Raw genomic sequence first — 25244 nt, 5'->3', positions numbered from 1 at the left:
CGCTGCTCACCGCATCGGTTGCTCCGTCCGCAACCTTGGAGCACGCTCTCGGCTCGGACCCGAGCTGAAAACGCCGTGATCGGCGGGGAGGCCCCCGCCGATCACGTGCAACGCTGATGCGTGTAGCGGTCCGTGACGAATCAGACGTCGCCGATCCGCTCCCACTCGTAGCTCACCTGAGCGCCACCGTTCTTCTCGTAGTAGCGCACTTCGATGAGCACCTGGCACCGGTCTTCGATCACCACGTCGGCGGTGCGAAGGCTGCCGTTGTAGCTCTGGACGTTCCAGTTGTTGATCTCGCGGGTGCCGTTGACGTAGAGCCGGATGCCGTCGTCACTGCCGACCGTGAACCGGTAGGTGCCAGCCTCGGGGAAGTTGTACAGACGAGTCCAGCGCACCGAGAAGGTGTCGTTGCCCAGGTTGTGCGAGTACGTCGGGTACGGCTCACCGGTGTACCAGTTCCAGTTCGGTCCTTCGGTCTCGTACGTGGCGAACTCGAACTTGTTGTTCTTGAGCGAGGTGCCGTTGTAGTACTCGGCGTACCAGCTCGGGTCGTCGGCCGGGCACGGGGGCGGGCCGGTGAATTCCCAGCTCATCTCCAGCTGGGCGTAGCCAGTCTGTTCGTAGTACTCGATGCGGATGTCGTGGCTGCCGGCGGTCAGGTTGACGTCGACCGTTTCGGTGCTGAACGACTTGTCGACCCAGCGGTTGTAGACGAGCGAGCCGTCGATGTACATCCGCACGCCGTCGTCGGCGCCGATGGTGAAGGTGTGCACGCCGGCGTCGGGGAAGTCGACCGTCTTGGTGTAGCGAGCCGAGAAGTAGTCGTCGTCGATACCGGGTGCGGGGCTGCCGGCTGCCCATGGCTCCGACACGTTGTCTTCGCACTTCGCTGCCTCGACCTTGCCGCTGAGCGTCGTGTTGTCGAAGAACGACACGGCCCACTTGGTCGGATCGGTGCACGGAGGTGCGTCGGTGGTACCACCGTCGGTCGTTCCACCGTCGGTCGTTCCACCATCAGTGGTCCCACCATCAGTCGTTCCACCATCAGTGGTCCCACCGTCGGTCGTTCCACCATCAGTCGTTCCACCATCAGTGGTCCCACCATCAGTCGTTCCACCATCAGTCGTTCCACCATCCGTGGTCCCACCATCAGTCGTTCCACCATCAGTGGTCCCACCATCCGTGGTCCCACCATCAGTCGTTCCACCATCAGTCGTTCCACCGTCGGTCGTTCCACCATCCGTGGTCCCACCATCCGTGGTCCCACCATCCGTGGTCCCACCATCAGTCGTTCCACCATCCGTGGTCCCACCGTCGGTCGTTCCACCAGTCGAGCTGCCGCCGCCCCAGCCGCCGGTCGAGCCGTTGGGGTCGACGATCCACGAGTTGATCGCGTAGTTGCCGACCGAGTTCACCTGGAAGATGGCGACCGAGCGGGCCGTGCGGCCGCCGATGACCGCTGTGGCTTCGAGCTGCACACGACGCAGGAGCGGCGACGCATCGACGCCGAGGTACCAGTTGCTCGGGTTGCTCGGCATGGTCGTCACGTCGAGTTCGGCGCGAGTCGCAACGACGCCGCCATCGATCTTCATGCGGTAGTCGCTGTTGTTCGCCCGGACAACGAACTTGCCCTGCGGCGTGAACACGCTTCCGTCGATGATGAGTGCGTTGGTGCCGTTGGCGGCACCGTTCGATCCGCCATCTCGGAAGTCGGCCGACACGATGGCGTCGTCGCCGTCGGGATCGACGTCGATGCCGGAGTAGGTGAGCGTGGCGGCGGTGAGCGGGTCACCGATCGAGTAGGAGTTCGCCGGAGCGAGGATGCGATCGCCGTTGCTGTCGACGCCGGTGACGACGTCGTCTTCCGGCACCGAGAGGTTCGGTTCGTCGATCTCCGACGTCTGCACGGTCCGCACGGCGATGCCCTCGCTGCCGCGGGTCGACGGAGTCGAGATGCGACGGTTGATCATGAGCTGACCCTCCTCGACCGTGATGCGAGCATCGTCGTCGAGGATGAAGGTCGCGCCGCGACCGGTGATGCTGGTCGCCTCGAGGTCGACGGTGCGGGAGTCGAGGAGCACGGTCGAGTCGACTTCGCAACCTGCCGAGCGGCCCTGGCCGGCGACGACGCGAGCGCCGTTGATGACGGTCATCGGCTCGGTCAGGTAGTACACGCCCGACGGGAGGTAGTAGGTGACCCCGTTGGGGTGCAGGCTGCCGTCGAAGACCAACGGGTCGTCGTAGCGGCCCGGGAAGATCACGCGACACTCGGGGCGAGCGCCCGGCGTCCCGTTGTCTTCGTCGAAGCCGAAGGAGCGGGGCAGGAAGGCGGGCCGCGAGTTGACCGGGATGCCCGGCAGGTTCGGGTACGACCACGTCGTCGCCGGTGCGACACGGGTGCCGGCTCGGTCGGTCCACTCCAGGTCGGTGCACTGGAATGTGTTCGACTGGTTGGAGCCGTCGGGAGCGGTGCCGGAGGACGGGAAGTAGAGGCTGACGACCGGGTCGTCACACGTGACGTCGGTCAGCAGCCCGCCATAGCGAGCACCGTCGAGGCGCGTCGTGAGGATCTGGCTCGGGGTGCCGCCGGTCTGGTCGCCCACGAGCACGTCGATACCGCTGCGGGTCGAGAGCAGCGGCGGCGTGACGTCGCCACCTGCGTAGAACGCGTTGCCCGAGATCAGCTTGTTCGGCGACGCGATGCCCAGCGCCGAACCCGTGACGGGTGCGAACGAGCCATCGGACAGCGTCGTGATGAGGGCGAAGGCATCGCCGCCTTCACGGAAGTAGTTGTTGTCGAGGTCTTCGACCGGGCCGATGGTGCAGTCGACCTGAGCGTCGACCTCCTCGGGCGTACCCGCGTTGAACGTGAACGTCTGGCTGTTCTGGAAGCAGTCGCCGACGCCGTGGTCACGCTGGAACTGGATCGCCATGCGCATCGCCGAGCGAACGGCTTCGACGCGAGCGTTGCGTTCGTTGATCGGCGGACGGTTCTGCATCAGCGTCTGTGCGAACGTGAGCGTCGCAACGACGGTCAGCCCGGCGAACACGAAGAAGATCAGGACGAACGCGAGCACCGCACCGCGGTCGCGATCAGCCTCCTGCTTCGTCGCTGTGGAGTTGTTTCTCATGTCGGATCCCATGGGTCGATTCGGCTTGTTCATGTGTCGGAGTTGTCGTGTCGAGAGCGTCATGACTCGGGGTGCGATTCGATGATGCAGGACAACGCCTGGTCGGGCAGGAGCTCGAAGGTGAAGCGGACGGGGTCGCCGTTGCCGGGGTCGACCCGGCTGATGCGGGAGGCTGTTTCGGCGGCCGACAGCGGCTGCCCGGCCTCTTCGCACGAAGCGTCACCGACGACCCAGCCGTCACGAGGCTGTTCCTCGATCCAGAAGTCCTTCGAGCTCTGACCGCTCTGGAACTGGTGCTGGAAGGTCACCGACGAGTCGCTGCCGTAGTCGAGGATCTTGCTGCCCTGCTCGCTCTGGAAGTCCCAGACGCCGGTGTCGGACGGGTTGGTGCCGTCGCTGAACCGCTTCTGCAGGGTGAGTGCGCCGCCGCATTCGCGAGCGGTGATCGACTGGACGATGCCACCGAGCTGGGCGAAGCTGCCGGCGAAGTAGTCGGCGACATCGGCGTTGCCCGGGAACTGCTTGTTCCAGGCGGTGCCGCCCACGACGCTGGCGAGACGCTGCACCGAGGCGTTGGAGCTGGAGTTGCTCACGTACACGCCGATCAGGTCGGTCACGCCGAACTGACGAGCGAGGTTCGCTGCGGTCGCAGTACGGGCGGCGTTGGTGTCGCCGCCGTTGTCGTCGCGGTAGTAGTTGCCCTTGCTGTCCTGTCGGAAGGTCGGGTCGCCGTCGGTGATGAACACGACGAGGTCGGGGATGTAGTCGAGGTACTCGAGGTCGCTGCGATCCTTGTTGAGGTCGTCGCCCTTGCCGTAACCGTCGATCTCTTCCCAGTCGGTCGGGGTGGCGTACGCCGCCTGGATGGCGACTTCCCAGTTGGTACCACCGGCGTGCGGACGGAAGGCGAACGGTGTCGAACCGCTCACGCCATCCATGCCCGGGAGCACGGTGTTGAGGAGGTAGGCCATCTTGCCGTCGGAGTCGTTCAGCGTGTCGTAGTACTCACCGATCGGGCCCGACAGCGGTTCGATCCACTCGTCGAAACCGATGACGCTGAGTTCACCGGGCGTTCCCTGGAAGCCGGTGACGAAGCTCCCGGTGGCGTCGATCACGTCGTCGCGCAGGTCGGGGTAGTCGCCGATCGAGCCCGACATGTCGACCACGAGCAGGATGCGGCGGCCGCAACGGCTCGGCGGGGCGACCGGGTCGGGAATGACCTGCGGGTTCGGGTCGATGCTCTGGCCGGCCGAGAGGCCCGAGCCACCGGCGAGGTAGACGCTGCCACTCACGAAGTGGACGGCGACGTCTTCGCCGACCGGGCGGCTGTCGGTACCGGATCCGTATCCGTTGCCACCACCGTTGCGGCGGGTGACCTCGATGGCGAACGTCGGTGACGTCGTGCCGTCCCACTCGGCGGGCGGCGGCACGAGTTCGTAGGCGACGCCGATGCGCTTCACCACTTCGTTGCCGTTGCTGCAGCTGCCGACGACCGGGTTCGACGTCGGGCAACCCGGGTTGTCGATGCGGTAGCGAACGAGCGCCCAGCCCTCGTTGCCGAGGTCTTCGTAGCGGTACATGATGAGGTACTCGCTGTCGTTGTCGAGATCGGGGCGTGCCATCGTGAGGACGTTGACGCCCGGGAGTTCCGCGTTGAAGGGGAAGCCGAGTTCGGGCTCGAGCCAGGTCTGGGTGGCCGAGCTCAGGTCGGCGGGAAGCCAGGTCTGGACGAACGTGATGTCCTTCGACTCGGCGATGCGCTGCTGCGATCCGCCCTGGCTGCGCACGACGACGGAGAACGCCATGGCGAGCGAGGTGACGAGCAGGCCCGACACCATCATCGCCACGAGCATCTCGGGGAGGGTGAATCCCTTGTCGCTGCGACGATCACGGTCGACGCTCGGAGCGTCGGCCATGGGGGACTTCTTGAAACGGGTGAAGATGCTCATCACACTTCCTGCTGGTCGAGGAATCGAATTTCGGCGACGACGACTTGGAGCTGTCGGGACTGGGTCCCGCCCGGGCTCGTCGCGGAGATGGTGACGCGCTGCATGCGGGACGCAGCAGCGGTCGTCGGAACGAAGCGACACTCGAGCGTCGTCTGGTCGATGAAGGGGTTGGTCGACGACCAACTGGCGGTGTTCAGGTCCCAGTACTCGATGCCGGAGACGGTCACCGCGCTCTCGTCCCACTGGACGCGTCCGGCGGCTTCGCGGACTCGCTGCTCGTAGTCGCCCGTCTCGAGGGGGCAGCTCTGCCAACCGAGGAGGGTGAGTTCGTCGGCGGCGGCGCCGAGCACCGCTTCAACGTCAGCCTGGTTGTCGCTGATCGTCGACGTCCGGATGAGCGTCCAGGCTGCGGTGAGGATCGACAGCACGAGGGTGCCGGTGAGGGCGATCGCGACGACGACCTCGGGCAGGGTGAAACCCCCGTCGGCCCGTGACGTCGTGTTGCCGGCGGTGTCCGCAGGCACGAGAGATGATGACATGCATCGTTCTTCGGCGGCTTCGATCACCCGCTTGAACCGCGACAGCCCCAATTGACGCGGTGTTGTACCGTGTCAGGCCCATGTGAGCCCGGAATCAAGGTTCTTGAGAGAAACGGAATTTTCTGAACATTCGTTTGATCGAACCCAGAATTGGGAAGATCTCGGCATGACACGACCGCGACATGCCGGACCGCTGAGCGACGTTCGGGTCCTCGACATGTCGACGGTGCTGGCCGGCCCGAACTGTGCTCGCTACCTCGCCGACTTCGGTGCCGACGTCATCAAGATCGAGCGGCCGGCGGGTGACAGCCTCCGCAACATGGCGTGGCGCGACCCGCGCGACGGCGAAGGGCTCTGGTGGAAGCTCGTCAATCGCAACAAGCGCACCGTCGTGCTCGACATCAAGGACGACGACGATCGCGCGACGCTGCTCTCGCTCGTGGCCGATGCCGACGTGCTCGTCGAGAACTCTCGCCCCGGCACGCTGGAACGTCTCGGACTGGGCCCCGACGAACTCCATCAGGTCAACAGCGACCTGGTGATCACGCGGGTCTCGGGTTTCGGGCAGACCGGGCCGTATGCGCAGCGACCGGGCTTCGCGACCATCGCCGAAGCGATGTCGGGCCTCGCCGCACTCAACGGCGAGGCCGACGGTCCGCCGTTGCTCCCTCCGATCGCCCTGACCGACGAGGTCACGGGCCTGGCTGCGGCGTTCGCCACGATGGTGGCACTGCACTCCGGCGTGGGGCAGGTGGTCGACGCAAACCTGCTCGAGACCATGTTCCACATCATGGGACCGTTGGCGTCGCTGTACGGCCTGACCGGTGAACAGCAGCCCCGGCTGGGCTCCGGGCTGCCCTACACGGTCCCGCGGGGTACCTACCGGTGCAGTGACGGCGGCTGGGTCGCGGTGTCGACCAGCAGCGACACCGTGGCGGCGCGGGTGATGGGTGTGCTCGGCGTCGACGACGACCCACGCTTCGCCTCGTTCGAAGGCAGATCGTCGAATCGCGACGAGCTCGAAGGGCGGATGTCGCACTGGTGCGCCGAGCGAACACAGGCCGAGGTGATCGATGTGCTGACCGATGCCGAGGCCGCGATCGGACCGGTCATGGACATGGCCGACATCGCAGCCGATCCCCACTACGCGCATCGGGGTGCCATCGAACGACTCGATGACACCCCGATGCAGAGTGTGATTGCTCGGTTGTCAGCCACGCCGGGCACGTTGCGCTGGGCGGGACGGCGCCTCGACGCCGACGGCGATCAGATCAGATCGACCGGCTGGGAGTGAGCATGGCGCCGGCTCGGCACCACCACGCTCGATGAATCAGTTGGCGGGCGTGTCGCCGGCAGCGTCTTCGCCGGGGATGACCTTCTCGGCCGCGTCGCTGACCTTGTCGTAGACCTTCTCGACCTTGTCGGGGATCTTGTCGGAGTTCTTCTCGACGAGGTCGTCGACCTTGTCCTTGGCCCCGCCAGCGGTCTTCTTCAGCTTGTCGAACAGTCCCATGAGGTTCTCACTTCCTTCGGGCAGTGCGCCCGACATCATTTTCCCGGCCATCTGGCCAGCTCGGGGACCATCTTAGTGCCTATAGTCGAAACCGGTGCCTGAATCCCAGTCGGCTCGCACCCGTGGCCGTCGGATACGTTGCGAAGCCGTGTGGACCACCCGAACCCGACCGATGCGCCCCGCCGACCTGCCCGTCGTGCTGCAGGTGAACCAGGCGAACGTGCCCGAAGTCGGTGACCTCGACCTCGACCGCCTCCGCTTCATCGTCGACGAGGCCGCCATCGCGCTCGTCGTCGAACGCATGAACGAACGCGACCCCGAGCGCTCCGAGGCGATCGTGGGCTTCTGCCTGGTGTTGGCTCCGGGCTCGACCTACGACTCCGTCAACTACCGCTGGTTCATGCAGCATCATCCCGATTCGATGTACCTCGACCGTGTCGCGTTCACCAGCGACGCTCGCGGCCAGGGGCTCGGATCGCAGCTGTACGACACCGTCGACGACATCATGCGCGAGGAGCATCCGGAGGCTCCGGCGTTGACGCTCGAGGTCAACGTCGATCCGCCGAACGAACCGTCGCTCGCGTTCCATGCGAAGCACGGCTTCGTCGAGGTCGGGCGACAGATCTCGCACGGCATCGAGGTCAGCCTCATGCGCCGAGCGGTGTCTCCTCAGGCCTGAACTACGCGAGCGCGGCGTCGGCGCGTCAGCGCCGGTCTTGCAGGAATCGGAAGTGTGATCGGGTCGATGCGACGTGTGCCGGGTCGATGTCGGCGAACAGCGTGGTCTCGCCCCCTGCGCCGCTGGCGAGGATCTCGCCCAGCGGGTCGATGATCGCGCTGTCGCCGGTGTAGTCGAGCGCTCCGCCGGTACCGACCCGATTCACGCCGACCACGTAGGCCTGGTTCTCGATCGCACGCGCGCGGAGCAGCGTCGACCAGTGCAGACGCCGTTTCGCCGGCCAGTTCGCAACCACCAGGTAGGCGTCGGTGCCCCGGGCGAGCGCCCAGAACTCGTCGGCGAAACGAAGGTCGTAACACACGAACAGACTGAGCCGCACGCCCTCGACCTCGACGCTGACGAAGTCGGTTCCCGCGCGGACGTATCGCTCTTCGTCGGCGTGCGAGAAGGGGTGGATCTTGCGATAGCGATGCGAGGTTCCGTCGGGCCCGGCCAGCACGAACGTGTTCGACGGTCGCTGGTCGTCGTCGGGAGCGTCCGGGCGGATCTCGGGGCACGACCCACCGACCCACACACCGTGTTCGGCCGCCTGGGACACGAGAAACTGTGACGACGGGCCGCCTTCGGGTTCTCCGATGCCGGGTGTGTCGAAGGAGAAGCCGGTCGAGAACGTCTCGGTGAGCAGCACCAGGCGGGCACCGCCCGCCGCGGCAGCGGCGATCTTCGGCGCGAGTCGACCGAAGTTCGCGTCGCGGTCGTGCCAGACGATGTCGTGCTGGATCGCGGCGACGCGCAGGGCGGTCATGATCGATCTCCGAATGCGGTGGCCAGCTGCTGCGCTGCGGCGTCGATGACGTCGAGTCGCTTGCAGCACGCGAAGCGCACGAGGTGACGACCGTGTTCGGCGTTGATGTAGAACGCCTCGCTCGGCACGGCGACGACGCCGGCGGTGTGCGGTAGTTCGCGACAGAAGTTCGCTCCGTCGCCGTCGGGACGGTTGGCGCGGATGTCGACCGTGACGAAGTAGGTCGCCTCGGGGCGATGGGTGACGAAGCCGGCGCGTTCGAGACCGTCGACGAGGTGATCACGGGCGGTCTGGAGTTCGAGCCGCAGGCGCTCGAAGTGATCGTCGGGCAGGCGCAGCCCGGTCGCCATAGCCGGCTGGAACGGCGCGCCGTTGACGTAGGTCAGGAACTGCTTGGCCGTCTTCGCCGCCGTGACGAGGTTCGGCGGGCCGGACATCCAGCCGATCTTCCAACCGGTGGTGTGGAAGGTCTTGCCGCCCGACGAGATCGTGAGCGTGCGTTCGAACATGCCGGGAAGCGTTGCGAGCGGCACGTGCGTCGAACCGTCGAACACCAAGTGCTCGTAGACCTCGTCGGTGACGACGATCAGGTCGCGCTCGATCGCGAGGTCGGCGATGATCTGCAGTTCGTCTCGGTCGAACACCTTGCCGGTCGGGTTGTGCGGCGTGTTCAACAGGATCATCTTGGTGCGATCGGTGACGGCGGCTCGGAGGGCGTCGGCGTCGAACTCGTAGCGGCCCGACTCGGCCGGGCTGAGCAGGACGGGCACGGGGGTGGCCCCGGCGAGCGCGATGCCGGCGCGGTAGCTGTCGTACATCGGCTCGAAGACCACGACCTCGTCGCCGGCGTCGAGCATGCCGAGCAGCGCGCCGGCGAGCGCTTCGGTGGCTCCCGCGGTGACGACGATCTCGGTCTCGGGATCGACGGTGAGGCCGTACCACCGCTGTTGATGCTCGGCGATCGCTCGTCGCAGGTCGGGGTCACCGAGGCCCGGCGAGTACTGGTTGACGCCGCCGCGGATCGCCGCGATGGCGGCGTCGAGCACCTCGCTCGGTCCGTCGGTGTCGGGGAAGCCCTGCCCGAGGTTGATCGCACCGGTCTCGAGCGCGAGTGCCGACATCTCGGCGAAGATCGTCGTCCCGAAGCCGGCCAACTTGTGTGTCATCACGTTCTCGGGCACCGGACCACTCTAGGAGTCGCGCGCTGATGCGACCGCGTGCTTCGACGCCCTGAGCCGGGCGGGTGTGACCAGTCGGGCTGCTGCGGCGCGGCTCAGGCGAGTCGGTCGAGACTCGACCGTTCCGACATCGACGACAACGCATCGTCCGAGCCGCCGGCGGTGTCGGGAGGAGGCGGCACCGGCGACCGTCGACGGTCGGGGCCTTCGTAGTCGTCGGTGGCCACGATCGGGGTCGGCTCGGGCAACGGGTCGGGCTCGGGATCGGGGAAACCGCTCGTCGACGACGGCAGGTCGTCGCCGATCAGGTCGTCCTGTGCGGCGATCGTGTCGGCGATCCGGTGTCCGACGCCGGTGGTCTTCGCGCCGTACATCGCGACGTCGGCGGCCCGCATGAGCCCGTCGAAGCTGTCGCCGTGCCGCGGGAAGATGGCCGCACCGATGCTGGCCGACATGATCGTGTCGCCGACGACGGGCGACTCCGACAGTGTTCGAGAGATGCGTTCGGCGCTGTTGCGAACGGCGGTGCGGTCTTGCAGGCCGGGCAGCAGGATGACGAACTCGTCGCCGCCCCAGCGTCCGACCACATCGGTGTCGCGCACCGCGGCGATGAGTCGCTCCGAACACGCCTTGAGAACCAAGTCGCCGAACTGGTGACCGAGGGTGTCGTTGACCTGCTTGAAGCCGTTGAGGTCGACCACCATGACACAGAGGCTGGTGCCGTGTCGGTCGGCCAGGTCGACCGCTTCGGCGGCGATCCGTTCGAACTCGCGACGGTTGGCGAGGCCGGTGAGCTCGTCGGTGGTGGCGCGGACTTCGAGCATCCGACGCTCGGCGAGGAAGGTCCAGCCGGCGAGCGCGAGGAGCACGGTCCCGAGGCCGAGCAGCGCTCCGTAGAGCGTCGGGTTGCCGCCCGCGAGACCGACGCGACCGTCGATCATCGTGCGGATCGAGATCGACCCATCGATGAACACGTCGCCGACCGTGGTGTCGACCGTGCGTTCGCCGTCGATCATGGCGGCCGGAAAGCGTTCGTCGGTGGTGTTGCGCGAGCCGGCGGTGAGTTCGATCGACACCCCGTCGGCCGTCGCCGTCGACTGCGTGCTCTCTCGGATGAGGTTGTCGACCGGCACGCGGAGCACGACCGTGACCGAGTCGCCGGCCGATGTCGGACGGTGCACGAACAACACGCTCTGCGTGGCCGCATCGACGGCGACCACGGCATCGGGGCTCGCCGCTGCCTTCGTCACCAGTTCACCCATGGCCGAGATCGAGAACAGATCGGCTCCCGTGCAGTCGGCGACCTCGGTCCCGACGCACGCCTCACTGCCCTCGAAGATGGCGCTGAGCTCGGTGGCGAGTTGTGGGCGCTGCTCGGGGAGCGACGCGGCGGCGATGCCGGCGAGATCGACGGCACCACGCGTCGATGCGATGTTGGCGCGCACCGCGACGGAGAGCACATCGGCCGCGGACTCGACCCGCGCGATCTGGTCGCTGCGGTTCTCGGCCCGCCGGTTGATGAGCGAGACCGTCGTCGCTGCGAGCAGCATCAGGCTGCCGAACAGGGCAGCAAGCCTGACGATCCTCATACGTCAGTATCGGCACAGCGCCCCTCGAACTTGAGGGATTTGTGAAAGAAATCTCGGCTCGTCCCGCCGGGGCGAACGTGACCGGAGCCGAAAACGGAAAGATCCCCCGCAGTGCGGGGGATCCGTCTGGCGCGCCCGGAGAGAGTCGAACTCCCAACCGCTTGATCCGTAGTCAAGTGCTCTATCCATTGAGCTACGGGCGCAGCTTTCGCCATTGGCGAGTTTGGAGTCTAGGCCCGTTTCTCCGGTTCCAACCAGGGAGTCGAATCGTTCGGGCGTCGACCGGTTTCGACGTCAGAGCGCCCAGGGGCCCCAACCGCCGGCGCGCTGGTACAGCGCGTACGCAGCACGGGCGTTGGTCTCCGGGTCGTACAGCTGCTGGTCGTCGGTGACGCCGATGTCGGCGAGCCAGCCCTGGTGCACCGACCAGTAGATCTGGAACAGTCCGTAGCAGCAGAAGTTCTTGGCGGTCGGGACGTAGCGGCTCTCGCGGTAGGCGATCTCGAGTGCACGCTCTTCGAGCTCGTCGGGCCAGACATCACGGATGATCTGCTTGATGTCTTCGGGGCCGGCGGGCGACGGCGCCACGGTCGTCGTGGTGGTCGTCGACGTGCTGGTCGAGGTGGTGGTGGTCGAGGTGGTGCTCGTCGTGGTCGTCGCCTCGGGAGCCGGCGCCACGGTGGTCGGCGGAGCGGGGGTGGTCGCACCGGCCGGCAGGCAGATCTCGGAGCCGGGGTACAGCGGCGTGTTCACGGTCGCGTCATTCGCTTCGAGCAGCTCGGCCAGTTCGACACCGGATGCCTCGGCGAGGCGGATCCAGAAGTCACCCTCGACCACGGTGTAGTCGACCGCGCAGATCGCGGCGATGCGATCGGCGGTGTCGGCCGCATCGACGGGGGCGGCGATGCCTCCGTCGGTCTCGTCGGATGCTTCGTCGACGCTCGCTGCCGGGGACGACATCTCGTCGGAGGCGAGTGTCGCGTTCGACTCGGCGGTTGCCGTGGCGGTCGCAGCGGCGTCGGCGTCGTCGGATGTCGATGCCGACGACGCGGCCGAGTCGGTGGCGGCTTCGGTGTTGACCGGAACGGCGGGCGGGAGCTGCGATGGGTCGAGGTAGACGTCGGCTTGCGCCTCGGCGGGCACGGCGGTCTCGACGGGGGTGAGCGAGATGACCGGGGCATCTGCCGCCGCCTCGTTCTCGGCGTTGGCGATCTCGGCGCTGGCGATGAAGTCGCTCGGGCCGTCTCCGGAATTCAGGCCGACGGCGAGCGGCACCAGCAGCGTCGTGACGACGACGGCCGCGCCGATGCGGGTGAGCAACGGGTCGATGCCACCGGCGCGACGCTCGGAGCGTTCTTCGGCTGCGGCGTGGACGGGAGCGAATTCGTCGATCTCGACGTCGTCGGCGAACCAGTCGTCGCCGCTCCACCCGGTGGGTCCGACAGCGAACGTCTCGCCGCTCGGCGCGTCGGCACCAGCGACAACGGTCGGGATCTGCGTGGTCGGTGCCGGGTCGTGATCGTCGTGGGCGTGGAGTCCGTCGAAACCGTCGTCGAGATCGTCGAACATGCCCGCCTGGTCGGGGCGAGGTTGCGTCGCATCGATCACGCGGTGCTCGCGGGTGGCATCGGCACCCGTGGCCATCGCCGAGCCCCAGAGGTTCTTGAGCTTGGACCCGAAGGTGCCGGGGCGTGCGCTCGATCGCTCGGTCGGTCGAGTCACGTCGGCGCGCCGTCGGCGGCTCGGACGTTCGGTCGATTCGGTCCAGTCGGGCGTGTCGCCCCAGAAGTCGTTCTGTTCGTTCATGTCGTCACCTGTGTTTCGTCACTGCGGATCCGTCGTGGCCCAACACGACCCGTGTGGGGTCGCTCCCGACGAGGTCCGATCCGGCTCGGACATCAATCGATGTCAGATGTCTACTCGGTTCGTAATGAAACCGCAACGCAGCTGTCACCCAAGCGACACGCACGTAATTTGGGGTGCTCGGTCGCCGATCGCGCTCGAACGTCGTCCACGAACGATGTCCGGCGCCCGTCGCAGCCGTCGCCGTCAGCGAGCACGTCGACGGCGAAAACCAAGATGACCGGCGCACCCGAACGGGCGCACCGGTCATCTGTTGGCGGAGAGGGTGGGATTTGAACCCACGGACCCCGGAGGGTCAATGCCTTAGCAGGGCATCCCATTCGGCCGCTCTGGCACCTCTCCAATCGAGCCTCGGCTCGGCCGGGGAGCATATCGGCAACACGCTCCCGCTGGACTCTCGACGCGTTTCGGCCCGATAGCGTGGCCGACGGAACGGTGGCAGAGTGGACGAATGCACCCGCCTTGAAAGCGGACGAGCCGAAAGGTTCCGCGGGTTCGAATCCCGCCCGTTCCGCCAGGTCGTCGTGATCGTCGGCATCGAAGGGGATCATGGGCGACACCGAACAGCAAGCGTCGAATGAGCCGGACCGGCTGACGCAACGCATCGACGAACTCGTCGATGCCAACCCCGTCGTCCATCGCATCGCTCGCCTCGGTTGGATCGCGAAGGCGGTCGTCTACGGGTTGATGGGCTTCACGGCGATGGGGATCGCCTTCCAGCGCCCGCCCTCGGGCGACGCGTCGCCGCAGGGTTCGCTCCGACGCATCGCCGAAGCCCCGCTCGGGCGCATCGTCCTCGTGGTGATGGCGGTTGGACTTGCCTGCTACATCGTGTGGCGCGTGCTCAGCGTCAGCCTGATCCGTGGCAACAAGCTGAGCGACTGGGGCGACCGCATCGGCTACTCGTTCTCGGCCATCTTCTATGTCGTCCTCGCGTGGAGCGCGGCGTCGGCGGCCTACACCGGCGACGATCCGGGTGGCACCAACTCGGTCGAAGAGCTGTCACGCTCGGTCCTCGAAGCGCCCCTCGGCCGCGTGCTGCTCGGTGTCGGCGGCGTGGTGACCATCGCGATCGGCCTCTACTTCTCGATCGAGAAGGGGCTCCGGCGATCGTTCGCCGACGAACTGCAAGGCGTCGACCCGACCGTGCGCGGCACCAACGGACGCAAACGACTGACCGTGCTGGCCGGTCTCGTCGGCTGGGTCGGACGAGGCATCGTGTTGGTGCTCGTCGGCTACTTCGTCGCCCGTTCGGCGATTCGATTCGATCCCGACGACGCCCGTGGCTTCGACCGTTCGCTTCGTGAGATCTCCGGCACGACGACCGGCTCGATCGTCGTGTTCGGGTGCGCGGCGTGCCTGTACGCGTACGCCGCGTTCTGCGCGCTGAGCCTGCGCTATCGCCGACTCGACGACTGAGACACAGCGCAGCGCAGCGTCAGACGCTCGGCCGGCGATCAGGTCGTGATGTCGATGCCGAAGATCTCGTCGAAGCGACGGATGTAGTCGTCGTCGCTCTCGATCGTGCCGAGCTCGAGCCAGTCGGCGTCGGAGATGCGGTCGTGCATCGCTGCCATCTGGGCGCCACCCCAGCTGACCGGGTAGCGCAGCTGCGGCGCGTCGGTCGTGATCGCGTGCTCGATGACCTTGCCGACCTCGATCGGGTCGGTCGCGCCGGCCATCCCGGCCGCGTAGAACTGGAACATGCGTCGGTAGTGGGTGTCGTACGCGCCGGTGGAGTTCGGAGCGTCGATGTTCTTCGCGAAGATCGACGACTTCGTCACGCCGGGTTCGATGATCGCGACGCGGATCCCAAACGGCGCGAGCTCCTGCGCCAGACCTTCGCTGAGACCTTCGAGGGCCCACTTCGACGCGACGTACGGCGACTGAGCCAGCGCCGCGATCCGGCCGGCGACCGACGTGATGTTGACGATCGTGCCGCTCCCCCGCTCGCGCATCCCGGGCAGCACGGCCTGCGTGCAGCGGGTGACGCCGCAGACGTTGATGTTGAACACGTCCTGGTACAACTCCGACGGGCACTCCTCGACCACGGCGTTGCCGCCGACACCCGCGTTGTTGACGAGGTGGTCGACCCGTCCGGTCAACGCGTGGATCTCGGCGAAGCCGTTGGCAACGGAGTCGTCGTCGGCGATGTCGAGTTCGACCAACTCGACCGTGACGCCGGCGGCTTCGGCCGCGGCCAGCAGCTTCTCGGCCTTGGCCAGCGCACGTACCGTGCCGACGACGCGATGCCCCACCGAGGCCAGGTGGATCGACGTCGCCCGGCCGATGCCGGAGTTCGCGCCGGTGACGACGGTGACGGGTGCGGTGTCGGTGGGGTCAGCCATGCGCCGACGGTAGCCGTCGCCGCTCGACCGTGTGCGCGTGTCGTGGCGACGCAGTCGCGGGTCAGTTGCCGATCTGGTCGCGGAGGTCGGCGAGCCACGTGTCGGCGTCTCGCCAACGCCCGTCGGCGTGCTCGCGCACGCTGTGCCCCTCACCGCCCGCCGCCGGGTACGACCCGAGGAACTTGACCTTGCCCTGCTTCGCGTGGAGCGACCGGAGCGTGTCGGCGACGAGTTCGTCGGCGATGTGGCCGTCGGCGTACATGATGAAGCAGTAGTCGCCGAGACCGCCGTTCTTCGTCGGACGACTGAACAGGTTCGACAGGTTGATGCGGCGAGCGGCGAACTCCTGCAGGATCGAGATGAGGCTGCCCGGCTCGTCGGAGCGCTGATACACGACCACCGCGGTGCGATCGTGGCCGGTCGGCGCCGGCACGCCCGACTTGGCGACGAGCACGAAACGGGTCTGGTTGCCGGCGTGGTCGGCGATGTCGCTGGCGATGATGTTCAGCCCGTACACGTCGGCTGCCACGCGCGGGGCGAGGGCTGCCACGCCGGGAGCACCGAGTTCGCTCACCGTGCGAGCCGCGTCGGCCGTCGAGTTGGCAGCGACGATCTCGGCGTCGGGGAGCTTCGTGCGGAGGTACTGACGGCACTGCGCCGTGGCGACGGCGATCGAACGCACTTCGACGACGTCGTCGAGCGTGGTGCCGTCGGCCGCGAGGAGACAGTGTTCGATGTCGATGACGACTTCGCGCTGGATCACGAGGTGGTAGTCGAACGCCAGCGCGTCCTGCGTGAAGTTGACCATGCCTTCGATCGAGTTCTCGATCGGCACGAAGCCGAGGTCGACCTCACCCGCCTCGACGGCGTCGAGGATGTCGGGCACCGTCCGGTAGGGCTGGTGCTCGGCGTCGCGCAGATCGTCGAGCGTCTGCAGGGCCTGTTGCGTGAACGTGCCGAACGGGCCGAGGAACCCGACCCGCGTCGACGTCGGCCTCGGCTCTGTCTCGCTCTGCGACATGGGTCGGACTGTACCGACCCGCTGACTCAGCCGAGCGCTGCGTTGATGAACTCGAGCGTGGCGTCGGCCGTGGCCGAGCCGCCGCGTCGGGCGAGCACGTTGCCGTCGGCGTCGAGGATGACGGTGAACGGGAACGAGCTGCCGCCCATCGCCGCGATTGCCGACAGTTCCTCGTCGTCGGCCATCGTTGCCCACGGCCACTCCTTCTCGACGATCCACTCCGACGGCGGGTAGTTGGATGCGCCCGGGTCGACGGCGGTGCTCACACCGATCACGTCGAGCCCCTCCGGGATGGAGCCGGCGTCGTCGAGCGAGACGAGCTCGGGGATCTCGTCGTTGCAGTGTGGGCACCAGTGCGCGAGGAACACGATCATCGTCGGGTTGTCGCTGGCCCCGCCGAGCGTGACGGGCGTGCCGTCGAAGCTCTGACCGGCGATGACCGGGGCGGCCGTGCCGATGGTGTCGTCGGGAATCGTGCTGTCGTACACGGCGAGCGCGTCACCCGTGACCTCGACCGGCCGGTTCTCGAGAATCTCCTCGACGGCTGGTTCGTCGGCGGCAGGTTCGTCGGACGACTCGTCGACAGGCGCTTCCTCGGTCGACTCCGCCTCGATCGGCTCGTCGGCGACCGCTTCGATCTCGTCGACGGCGTCGGACGCGGTGTCGTCGCTGCCGCAGGCACTCGCGACGAGCGTGAGCGACACGCCGGCGGTCAGGAGGCGGCGCAGCGTGGAACGATTCGAACGAGGGGATGTGACGGAGGATTTCACCATTCCAGTCTGCCCGCTTCTCCCTGCAAAGTGAGCGCGGTACCGTCATCTCCGTGAGTCGAACCGGCAACGACGATGCCGCGACCCTGAGCGACCTTCGGCGAGCACGCCGGGCGAGCCGACTCGGTGACATCGAGTGGTTCGACGTCTTGTACCAGGTGTACCTGTTCGCGCTCGGCGGGTTGATCGCGATCGTCGTCGCCTCCGATTCGATCAACGGGCTGGTGTCCGACGACCTGACCACCGACGAGCTCCTCGCTCGGGGGCCGAGCATCGCCGGGGTCGTCGTGGCGGTGGCATTCGCGGTCGGCATCCGCAACGGTGCCGACGGTGGTCCGGTGTCGGTCGAGTCGGCCGACGTTCGCCACGTACTCCTCTCCCCGGTCAGCCGCCGACTCGTGCTCGTCCGACCCCTGATCCAACGAATTCGATCGGTGGCGTTCATTCCCGCGCTGGTGGTCGGCGCGCTGGCGCAACTCGTCGCACGCGAGGTCGAAGGCTCACGAGCTGCGTGGGCGATGAGCGGTGCCGCATTCGGCGCGCTCGTCGGTGTCGTCTACGTGAGCGCGGCGACGATCGCCCACGCCATGGCGGTGCCCCGATGGCTCGCCAGCCTCATCGGCACGCTCACGGTCGCTTGGCAGCTCGCGGCCGCTGTCACCACCTGGAACCGATGGGACGATCCCGACGCGTTCGCCGTGGTCGGGCCGGCGAACCTCGACGGGTCGCTGCTGTTCTGGGGCGTGCGACAACGAGGCGTCGACCTGATCGCCGTCGGCGTCGTCGTGGCAGCGGTGGCGGTGGCGATCGCCGTGGCGGGCAGGCTGCGCCTCGAACCGCTCGAACGTCGAGGTCAACTCGTGTCGCAGCTCAAGTTCGCGGCAACGGTGCAAGACATCCGCACCGTCGTACTGCTCCGTCGTCAGCTCCGCGCCGAGTCGGTTCGCTCACGGCCGTGGGTGGGGGTCGGGGCACGACGACGAAGCACGAGTTCGGCTCGGCCGGCCTCGCGTCCGCACTCGTCGGGTCGCTCCGTCGAGCGCGCGATGATCTGGCGGCGCGGCCTCGTCGCGATGAGCCGACTCCCGTTCAGCCGACTCATCCGCATCGCCGTGCTCGCGGCGATCGCCGGCGCGAGCGCGTCGCTCGTCGTCACCTCGTCGTTCCTGTTCGCGGTCCCGTTCGTCGGCGGGCTGTTCCTGCTGGGTCTCGAGGCGATCGAGCCCTTGGCGCAAGAGATCGATCGTCCCGATCTCACCGACGGTCTGCCGGTCGATCGAGGGTGGCTCTTCCTCAACCACCTCGTGGCCCCTGCAGGTCTCCTGGCCGTCGCCGCCATGATCGGAGCGACGGCAGCCACCGTCGTCGAGAGCTCGCACGCCCTCGCCGCGTTCGCGCTCGCCGTTCCGGTGGTGTGGACGGGGGCGATCGGCCCGGTCGTGTCGACCGTGCGCGATGCACCGGCCCCCGCCGATGTCGAGGCGACGACCCTCACCGGCCGCGACCGTTCGTCCGACAGCCCGTTCGCGCTCCCCGAGTTCGCCGGCGCGAGCAACGTCATGACCGGGTTGACCCCGATCGTGTTCAGCGCCATCTCACTCGCACCGGTCGCGGCGATGCGCGCCGACGCCACCGTCGACACCGCCATCCGTTCGGTGATCGGTGTGGCACTGTGTCTGGCCGTGATGGGCTGGTGGATCATCCGGCGAGACGCATGGGCGATCAAAGTGCGTTCATTCTTCAACGAAGGGCGGTCCAGCGCGTGAGCGAGATCGACGACAGAGCAGCAGCCATCTCCACGAGCGAGCTGAGCAAGGCATACGGCGAGGTTCCGGCGCTGTGGCCGATCGACCTCGAGGTTCCCGCCGGTCAACGACTGTCGCTCATCGGGCACAACGGCAGCGGCAAGACCACGCTCATCCGGATGCTGGCCGGAGTACTCGAACCGACGGGCGGCACCGCCACCATCGCCGGCCATCCGATCGGCTCCCCCGACGCTCGCGCGGCGATGTCGTACCTCTCCGACCAGCCGGTGTTCTACGACGACCTGTCGGTGTGGCAGCACCTCGAGTACATCGCCCGCCTGCATCGCACCGACGACTGGGAAGACCACGCGTCGAGCCTCCTCGACTCGCTCGGCATCGCCCACCGCGCCGACGATCTCCCGATCACCTTCAGCCGCGGCCTCAAGCAGAAGGCGTCGATCGCGATCGCGTTCGTGCGGCCCTTCGACGTGATGCTCATCGACGAACCGTTCGTCGGACTCGACAGCGCGGGACGCTCGGCGCTCCTCGACCTCATCGCCTGGGCACATCGAGACGGCGCGTCGATGGTGGTGGCCACCCACGAACTGACGAGCGTGAGCGCGAGCGATCGTCTGATCGCACTGAGCGACGGCCAGGTCGTCTACGACGGTGCGCCCGTCGGAGCCGACCTCGATCTCCTCGTCACCGCAGCGCCGCCCGACGAGGTCGGCGACAGCATCGACCCGCATGCAACGACCGACACCGCGCCCGACACCGTGCCCGACGGCGAGGTCGACGACTCCGACGCGGAGTGAACGAACCCCGCTGCCACGCCCGGCCACGACCGTGTTCGAGCGCGAACGCCGAGGTCGCCGACGTATTTCATCTTCCGGCGAGAGATGCCGCTCATGCTGCGCCGCGTGGTCTAACCTGAGCCCATGCAGGAGTTTTCTTCGGTCACCGCGTCCTCATACGACGCTGAATCACTCGCGCCAATGCTCACCGAGAAGGCGAGCGAAGGGTGGAGCGTCGTCTCCATCGTCGCCGCGGGGACCAACGTCGTCGCATACCTGACCCGAGGCGGTGCCGCATCCGGTGACGCCGCCAGTGGCGCCACCGCCGCCGTTGCCGCCGCCCCTGAGGCCACGAGCGACGCCGCCGAGAGCTCCGAGACTCCCGAGACCGACGCCTCCGAGACCGACGCGGCCGAGAGCACCGAAGCCGACTCGTCCACCGACGCTCCGGCTGCCGACGCCGCTCCCGTCGTGCCCGAGGTCGAGGCCGCACCCGAACTCGCCGACGACAGCGGTGCTGTCGCCGACACCGCCACCGCGATCTCGCCGACCCTGCCGGGCGAGTCGGTCGCCGATGTGAGCAACGACGTGTCCGACGTCGTCACGCCCGATCCTGCGGTCGCCGAAGCCGCAGCCGCCGCCGTTGCCGCCGCCGACGAACCTGCCGGATGGGGCGCCGCTCCCGCCGAGTCGACCGACGACGACACCTCGATCGCCGATCTCGCCGCCCAGGTCGGCGCCGACGACGGCGACTCCTCCGGGTACGGCGCTGTCGCCGCCGGTGCAGCTGGCGTGGGAGCTGCGGGCGCAGGCCTGGCCGCATCGGGCTCCGATGCAGCAGGCGGCCTGGCCGACACCGCGTCCGACACCGCAAGCGGCCTGTCCGATACGGCGAGCGGCATGGCCGACTCGGCCGCCGACACCGCGAGTGGCATGGCCGACTCGGCAACCGACGCCGCCTCGAGCGTGGCCGACACCGCCACCGACGCCGCCGGCGCGGCCACCGGTGCCGCCGACGACGCTGCCCAGGCAGCGACCGGCGCCGCCGAATCCGCACCGGCCGCCGAGTCGACGGTTCCCGCCGGTTGGTACGCCGACCCGTCGGGCCGCTTCGAGCTCCGCTACTGGGACGGCAGCGCATGGACCGAGCACGTCTCGCGCGCCGGCCAGCAGTACACCGACCCACCGGTCGCCTGAGCCGAACGTTCGAGCACCGAGTCACACCCGACCTCCGTCGGCGTGTCACTCGACCAACTGATCCGGCACCGCCGACGCGCTCTCGACGAATAGCCTCACCGTCGTGAAGGTGACGTCGATCGGCCATGCAGGGATGCTCATCGAGACCACTGCAGGTTCCATTCTCTGCGACCCGTGGTTCGAACCCGCCTTCTTCGGATCGTGGTTCCCGTTCCCGCGCAACGACCAGCTCAGCGCCGAGCTCACCGAGAAGATCGAGCACGCCGACTTCCTCTACGTGTCGCATCTGCACGGCGACCACCACGACGAGGCGTGGCTGCGCAGCCATCTGCGCCGCGACATCCCGATCCTGCTCCCCGACTATCCGACCCGCGAACAGCGCCGGACGCTGAGCGAGCTCGGCTTCACGAACTTCGTGCGAACGACCGACACCGAAGAACTCGAGATCGCTCCCGGGCTGAAGGTCGCCATTCACATCGAGTCGTCGATCACCGACGGCCCCGGTGGCGACTCGGCACTCGTGGTCATCGCCGACGACGCGATCGTGGTCGATCAGAACGACTGCCGAACCACCGACCTCGGCCAGCTCCGAGCCCACGGTCCGGTCGACCTGCACTGGCTGCAGTACTCGGGGGCCATCTGGTATCCGATGGTGTACGAGATGGACGACGAGGCCAAGGCGGATGCGTGTCGCGCCAAGGTCAAGGCACAGTTCGCTCGTGCGATGCGCTACGTCGAGCACATCGACGCCGGCGCGGTGGCGCCGAGCGCCGGACCGCCGTGTTTCCTCGACCCCGAACTGTTCGGTCTCAACATGATCGACGGCGACGAGGCCAGCATCTTCCCCGACCAGTCGGCGTTCCTGACGATGCTCGCCGAGGCCGGCCGCACCGGTGCCTCGAACATCCCGGGCACGACGATCGAGATCCTGACCGACGGCGAAGCCAACCGCATCGAGATCACCCATCCGATCCCCGACGACGAGGTCGACGCGATCTTCACCGACAAGCGCGCCTACCTCGAGCGCTACCAGGCCGACTGGCTGCCCTGGCTCGACGACATGAAGGCCAACTGGACGGCTCCGACCACCGACCTCCTCGGTTCGCTCACCAGCTGGTGGGAACCGCTGCTCGAAATCGCTCCCACGTTGCGCCAGCAGGTCGGCGGCAACGTGCTGCTGCGGGCCATGGCCGACGACGACCACGAACAACTCGACGTCCTCATCGACTTCCCCGAGGGTGACGTGCGCGAACACGCCGGCGAGCCGTTCTCGTTCCGGTTCGACATCGATCGGCGCCTCGTCGAAACCGTCGCAGCACAGCGAGCCGTCGACTGGAGCAACTCGTTGCTCCTCTCGTGCCGGTTCGTCGCCTGGCGCGACGGCGACTTCAACGAGTACGTCTACAACTTCTTCAAGTCGCTGTCGCGCGAGCGGATGCGACGGGCCGAGGCCGAAGCGGTCCGCAAGGTCGCACCCCCCGACGCCGATGCGATGGCCGCCGAGGACGACATCCAGATCGGCGACTACGTCGTCCAACGGCGCTGCCCGCACCGCAATGCCGACCTGGCCGCGTTCGGCGAGATCGACGGCTGCGAGTTCGTGTGCACGCTGCACGGCTGGCGATTCGACATCGAGACCGGCGCGTGCCTCACCGCCGAGAACGAACCCGGCCTCCAGATTCGTCGCGCGTGACCCGGCCGGCGCCGCCGCTCGGCGCACCGTGCGAGCGGGCTGTCACCACGAGTGGCTAGGTTGGGAGCATGATCGCGATTCTCGATCTCGGTCTGGACCTGAACGTCTGGCCATGGGTGTGGCTCGGCGTCGCGGTCGTGTTCGCGATCGTGGAGTTGACCGTCCTCGCCGGCACCTTCGTGCTCCTTCCGTTCGCCCTGTCGGCGTTCGTCGCTGCGCTGGCCGGCTGGTACGACGCCCCGATCGAAGCGCAGTGGGCGATCTTCATCCTCGGCGGCGCTGCGCTGTGGGCGCTCTTCTGGAAATACGCCAAGCGTTTCATGGCCGAACACACCAACCCGGAAGGTGTGGGCGCCGACCGTCTCGTCGGCATGACCGCCATCGTCACCAAACCGATCGACCCCGACGACGTCGACCGCCGCGGCCGCGTCAAGGTCGCCGGTGAAGACTGGGGCGCGCTCACCGAAGGGCGCGGCCTCCTCGCCGAAGGCACCAAGGTCCAGGTCACCGCCATGTCGGGCACGCGAGTCATCGTCACACCGCTCGACATACCGCTCAGCCCACCGCCCGCCTCCGGGCCGCCGCTGAACCGGCCGGCTTCGCCCGCTGAACAACCCGCTCGAAAGGAGCAAACGTGATCGCCATCGTCATCGGTGTCATCGCGCTGATCGGAATCATCGTCCTGGTCTCTGCCGTCAAGATCGTCCGTCCGTACCAACGCGGACTCGTCGAACGACTCGGCAAGTACAAGACCACCGAAGAACCCGGCTTGCGCATCATCATCCCGTTCATCGAGACCATGCAGTTGATCGACATGCGTGAGCAGGTCGTCGACGTGCCGCCGCAGGAGGTCATCACGGCCGACAACGTCGTCGTGTCGGTCGACGCGGTCGTCTACTACGAGGCCACCGACCCGCAGCGCCTCGTGTACAACGTCGCCGACTTCTTCACCGCCATCACCAAGTTGGCGCAGACGAACCTGCGCAACCTGATCGGCGACATGGAGCTCGACAAGGCGCTCACGTCTCGTGACACGATCAACACGCAGCTCCGCGAAGTGCTCGACGACGCCACCGACAAATGGGGTGTACGCGTCGTGCGCGTCGAGATCCAACGCATCGATCCGCCGCCAGACATCGTGTCGGCCATGCACGCCCAGATGCGCGCCGAGCGCGATCGTCGTGCCACCGTCACCGAGGCCAAGGGCTACCAGGAGGCAGCGATCGCGCGCGCCGACGGTGAGCAACAAGCTGCGGTGCTCTCAGCGCAGGGTCGCAAGGAAGCCGCTGTGCTCGACGCGCAGGGTGAGTCGGAGGCGATCCAGCTCCGCGCCCAGGCGAACAAGCTGCGGCTCCAACTGCTCGGCGAAGGTGAAGGTCTGGCCGCCAAGGCTCGCCTGACCGGCATCAAGGAAGCCGGCGCGAACCAGGAAGTGCTCACCGTCGAGTACCTCCAGGCACTCGAACGCATCGGCGATGGTCGTGCCACCAAGCTCGTCATTCCGGCCGACTTCTCCGGCCTGCTGGGCACGGTCGCTGCGCTCGCCGAGACGATTCGGCCCGACGACGAGAGCGACGAGCTGCGACCCAAGGACGGGTTGCCGATTCCGGCCGACGACGATCGTGTGCAACTGCCCGAACCGAACCGGGACGACCACCGGGACCGCTGACCGATGCGCAAAGCCGATGCTCCTCCGGCGGGTTGGTATCCCGATCCGGAAAGCCGCGTTCGTCTCCGCTGGTGGGACGGGCTCGACTGGACCGACATCAAGCGCGCCCCACCGAGCACCGCCGAACTCGACGCGGCGGCGCAACGCCGGGCGTTCGAGCAGCAGCACGAGTACGTCGCGTCGGCGCAGCCGGTTCCGCAGCATGCGAGCGGGCTCGGTCGACAAGACGTGCAGCAGATCATCTCCGAGGTGCGCAGCGTCGCCCGCAGCGAGATCGACCGGGCGGCGCAGGAGTTCAGCAACCGCGCCACCGACGCCGTGAGGGGCATCACCCCGCTCATCACCGACTACACGAGCACGGCGTTGCGTTGGGTCAAGCGAGCGATCATCGTGGCGATCGTCCTGCTCGTGGCGTATTTCGTGTTCCAGGTGGTGGTGCAGGCGAGCTTCTTCGAGTGGCTCGGCGACCGCATCGACAATCTGACCGACGATTCGGCTCCCATGCCCGCTCTGGGCGGGATCGGCAGATCGACCTGATGCCGACGCGGCGCGCGAATCAGCGCGCGGTCCGGTGTCGCCAGTCGGCTTCGGAACCCTTCCGAAGCCGGTCGACGACACCGACACCCTCACCCGTCACGTCAGCCCTCCCAAGCCCGACACCAGGGTAGAGCCGGTCGCTGAGTGTTCGCTGAGTAGTCAGTGGCAGTGGCGTTGCCAACTCATTCGACCTATTCTGACAATCTTGGTGTCATCATCCT

At 67.4% G+C, this 25244-nt stretch carries 21 protein-coding genes and 3 tRNA genes; 11 read left to right on the top strand and 13 right to left on the bottom strand.

The window, feature by feature from the left end; translation table 11 throughout:
• Nucleotides 1–140 precede the first annotated feature (140 nt).
• From YM304_RS23575 to YM304_RS01305, 3 genes are read right to left on the bottom strand one after another with little or no spacing between them, the layout of a single operon-like run.
• Nucleotides 141–3134, bottom strand: coding sequence for a PA14 domain-containing protein (locus tag YM304_RS23575; RefSeq protein WP_154723260.1), 2994 nt, complete (start codon nucleotides 3132–3134; stop codon nucleotides 141–143).
• A gap of 59 nt (nucleotides 3135–3193) precedes the next feature.
• Complete coding sequence (locus tag YM304_RS01310; protein ID WP_041297886.1) at nucleotides 3194–5083, bottom strand: prepilin-type N-terminal cleavage/methylation domain-containing protein; 1890 nt, start codon at nucleotides 5081–5083, stop codon at nucleotides 3194–3196.
• Nucleotides 5083–5622 (bottom strand): PulJ/GspJ family protein, encoded by a 540-nt coding sequence (locus tag YM304_RS01305; protein WP_154723259.1) that lies wholly within the window; start codon nucleotides 5620–5622, stop codon nucleotides 5083–5085. Before YM304_RS01305 ends, YM304_RS01310 begins: the two co-directional genes overlap by 1 nt.
• Before the next feature lie 82 nt (nucleotides 5623–5704).
• Here YM304_RS01305 and YM304_RS01300 point away from each other — a divergent pair, with 82 nt between their 5' ends.
• Nucleotides 5705–6916 (top strand): CaiB/BaiF CoA transferase family protein, encoded by a 1212-nt coding sequence (locus YM304_RS01300; RefSeq protein WP_154723258.1) that lies wholly within the window; start codon nucleotides 5705–5707, stop codon nucleotides 6914–6916.
• A gap of 36 nt (nucleotides 6917–6952) precedes the next feature.
• Here YM304_RS01300 and YM304_RS01295 read toward each other — a convergent pair whose 3' ends face one another.
• Entirely contained in the window at nucleotides 6953–7135 is a 183-nt protein-coding gene (locus YM304_RS01295) for an antitoxin (protein WP_154723257.1), read from the bottom strand.
• Between the two features lie 94 nt (nucleotides 7136–7229).
• On the opposite strand from YM304_RS01295, the gene YM304_RS01290 reads away from it, so the two are divergent.
• Nucleotides 7230–7814: a GNAT family N-acetyltransferase gene (locus tag YM304_RS01290; protein WP_154723256.1), complete on the top strand. Its 585-nt coding sequence runs from the start codon at nucleotides 7230–7232 to the stop codon at nucleotides 7812–7814.
• 25 nt (nucleotides 7815–7839) lie between these two features.
• Here the strand turns inward: YM304_RS01290 and YM304_RS01285 are convergent, their stop codons facing one another.
• The 6 genes from YM304_RS01285 to YM304_RS01260 all read right to left on the bottom strand — a co-directional run bounded on the left by YM304_RS01285 (nucleotide 7840) and on the right by YM304_RS01260 (nucleotide 13591).
• The gene (locus tag YM304_RS01285; protein WP_015439817.1) at nucleotides 7840–8619 is read right to left on the bottom strand and encodes a nitrilase-related carbon-nitrogen hydrolase; all 780 of its coding nucleotides are present in this window, start codon (nucleotides 8617–8619) and stop codon (nucleotides 7840–7842) included.
• Nucleotides 8616–9800, bottom strand: a complete 1185-nt coding sequence (locus tag YM304_RS01280; protein WP_015439816.1) for a pyridoxal phosphate-dependent aminotransferase — start codon at nucleotides 9798–9800, stop codon at nucleotides 8616–8618. Before YM304_RS01280 ends, YM304_RS01285 begins: the two co-directional genes overlap by 4 nt.
• 92 nt (nucleotides 9801–9892) lie before the next feature.
• On the bottom strand, nucleotides 9893–11386 hold the full coding sequence (locus tag YM304_RS21695; RefSeq protein WP_083908155.1) for a GGDEF domain-containing protein: 1494 nt from the start codon (nucleotides 11384–11386) through the stop codon (nucleotides 9893–9895).
• Between the two features lie 127 nt (nucleotides 11387–11513).
• A tRNA-Arg gene (locus YM304_RS01270) sits at nucleotides 11514–11589 on the bottom strand.
• A 91-nt stretch (nucleotides 11590–11680) separates the two neighbouring features.
• On the bottom strand, nucleotides 11681–13192 hold the full coding sequence (locus YM304_RS21690) for a LysM peptidoglycan-binding domain-containing protein (protein WP_015439814.1): 1512 nt from the start codon (nucleotides 13190–13192) through the stop codon (nucleotides 11681–11683).
• Nucleotides 13193–13503: 311 nt separating this feature from the next.
• Nucleotides 13504–13591: transfer RNA gene (locus YM304_RS01260), tRNA-Ser, on the bottom strand.
• A gap of 87 nt (nucleotides 13592–13678) precedes the next feature.
• On the opposite strand from YM304_RS01260, the gene YM304_RS01255 reads away from it, so the two are divergent.
• Nucleotides 13679–13766, top strand: a tRNA-Ser gene (locus YM304_RS01255).
• A gap of 32 nt (nucleotides 13767–13798) precedes the next feature.
• Entirely contained in the window at nucleotides 13799–14668 is an 870-nt protein-coding gene (locus YM304_RS01250; RefSeq protein ID WP_015439813.1) for a DUF1206 domain-containing protein, read from the top strand.
• Between the two features lie 38 nt (nucleotides 14669–14706).
• On the opposite strand, the gene YM304_RS01245 is transcribed toward YM304_RS01250, so the two are convergent.
• The 3 genes from YM304_RS01245 to YM304_RS01235 form a co-directional block, all read right to left on the bottom strand.
• Nucleotides 14707–15597, bottom strand: coding sequence for an SDR family oxidoreductase (locus tag YM304_RS01245; protein WP_015439812.1), 891 nt, complete (start codon nucleotides 15595–15597; stop codon nucleotides 14707–14709).
• 61 nt (nucleotides 15598–15658) lie between these two features.
• The gene (gene pheA / locus YM304_RS01240) at nucleotides 15659–16618 is read right to left on the bottom strand and encodes a prephenate dehydratase (RefSeq protein WP_015439811.1); all 960 of its coding nucleotides are present in this window, start codon (nucleotides 16616–16618) and stop codon (nucleotides 15659–15661) included.
• Nucleotides 16619–16644: 26 nt separating this feature from the next.
• Nucleotides 16645–17388: a TlpA family protein disulfide reductase gene (locus YM304_RS01235; protein WP_154723255.1), complete on the bottom strand. Its 744-nt coding sequence runs from the start codon at nucleotides 17386–17388 to the stop codon at nucleotides 16645–16647.
• A 53-nt stretch (nucleotides 17389–17441) separates the two neighbouring features.
• On the opposite strand from YM304_RS01235, the gene YM304_RS25000 reads away from it, so the two are divergent.
• The 7 genes from YM304_RS25000 (at nucleotide 17442) to YM304_RS01200 (ending at nucleotide 25023) form a co-directional block, all read left to right on the top strand.
• A complete protein-coding gene (locus YM304_RS25000) occupies nucleotides 17442–19154 on the top strand; it encodes a hypothetical protein (protein ID WP_015439809.1) in 1713 nt (570 codons plus the stop codon).
• Nucleotides 19151–19948 carry an ABC transporter ATP-binding protein gene (locus YM304_RS24995; protein WP_015439808.1) on the top strand — a complete coding sequence of 266 codons (798 nt, stop codon included), beginning with the start codon at nucleotides 19151–19153 and terminating at the stop codon, nucleotides 19946–19948. The genes YM304_RS25000 and YM304_RS24995 overlap by 4 nt, the downstream gene beginning before the upstream one ends.
• Nucleotides 19949–20128: 180 nt before the next feature.
• Nucleotides 20129–21124: a DUF2510 domain-containing protein gene (locus tag YM304_RS25480; RefSeq protein WP_015439807.1), complete on the top strand. Its 996-nt coding sequence runs from the start codon at nucleotides 20129–20131 to the stop codon at nucleotides 21122–21124.
• A 103-nt stretch (nucleotides 21125–21227) separates the two neighbouring features.
• A complete protein-coding gene (locus tag YM304_RS01215; protein WP_015439806.1) occupies nucleotides 21228–22817 on the top strand; it encodes a Rieske 2Fe-2S domain-containing protein in 1590 nt (529 codons plus the stop codon).
• 68 nt (nucleotides 22818–22885) lie between these two features.
• Nucleotides 22886–23455, top strand: a complete 570-nt coding sequence (locus YM304_RS21680) for an NfeD family protein (protein ID WP_015439805.1) — start codon at nucleotides 22886–22888, stop codon at nucleotides 23453–23455.
• On the top strand, nucleotides 23452–24486 hold the full coding sequence (locus YM304_RS01205; RefSeq protein ID WP_015439804.1) for an SPFH domain-containing protein: 1035 nt from the start codon (nucleotides 23452–23454) through the stop codon (nucleotides 24484–24486). Before YM304_RS21680 ends, YM304_RS01205 begins: the two co-directional genes overlap by 4 nt.
• 3 nt (nucleotides 24487–24489) lie before the next feature.
• On the top strand, nucleotides 24490–25023 hold the full coding sequence (locus YM304_RS01200; RefSeq protein WP_015439803.1) for a DUF2510 domain-containing protein: 534 nt from the start codon (nucleotides 24490–24492) through the stop codon (nucleotides 25021–25023).
• The last annotated feature ends 221 nt before the right edge of the window (nucleotides 25024–25244 follow it).

It is taken from the genome of Ilumatobacter coccineus YM16-304 (genome assembly GCF_000348785.1).
GTDB classification, from domain to species: domain Bacteria; phylum Actinomycetota; class Acidimicrobiia; order Acidimicrobiales; family Ilumatobacteraceae; genus Ilumatobacter_A; species Ilumatobacter_A coccineus.
The sequence above is the reverse complement of the archived record's forward strand: the minus strand, read 5'-3'. Positions and strand labels throughout refer to the sequence as shown.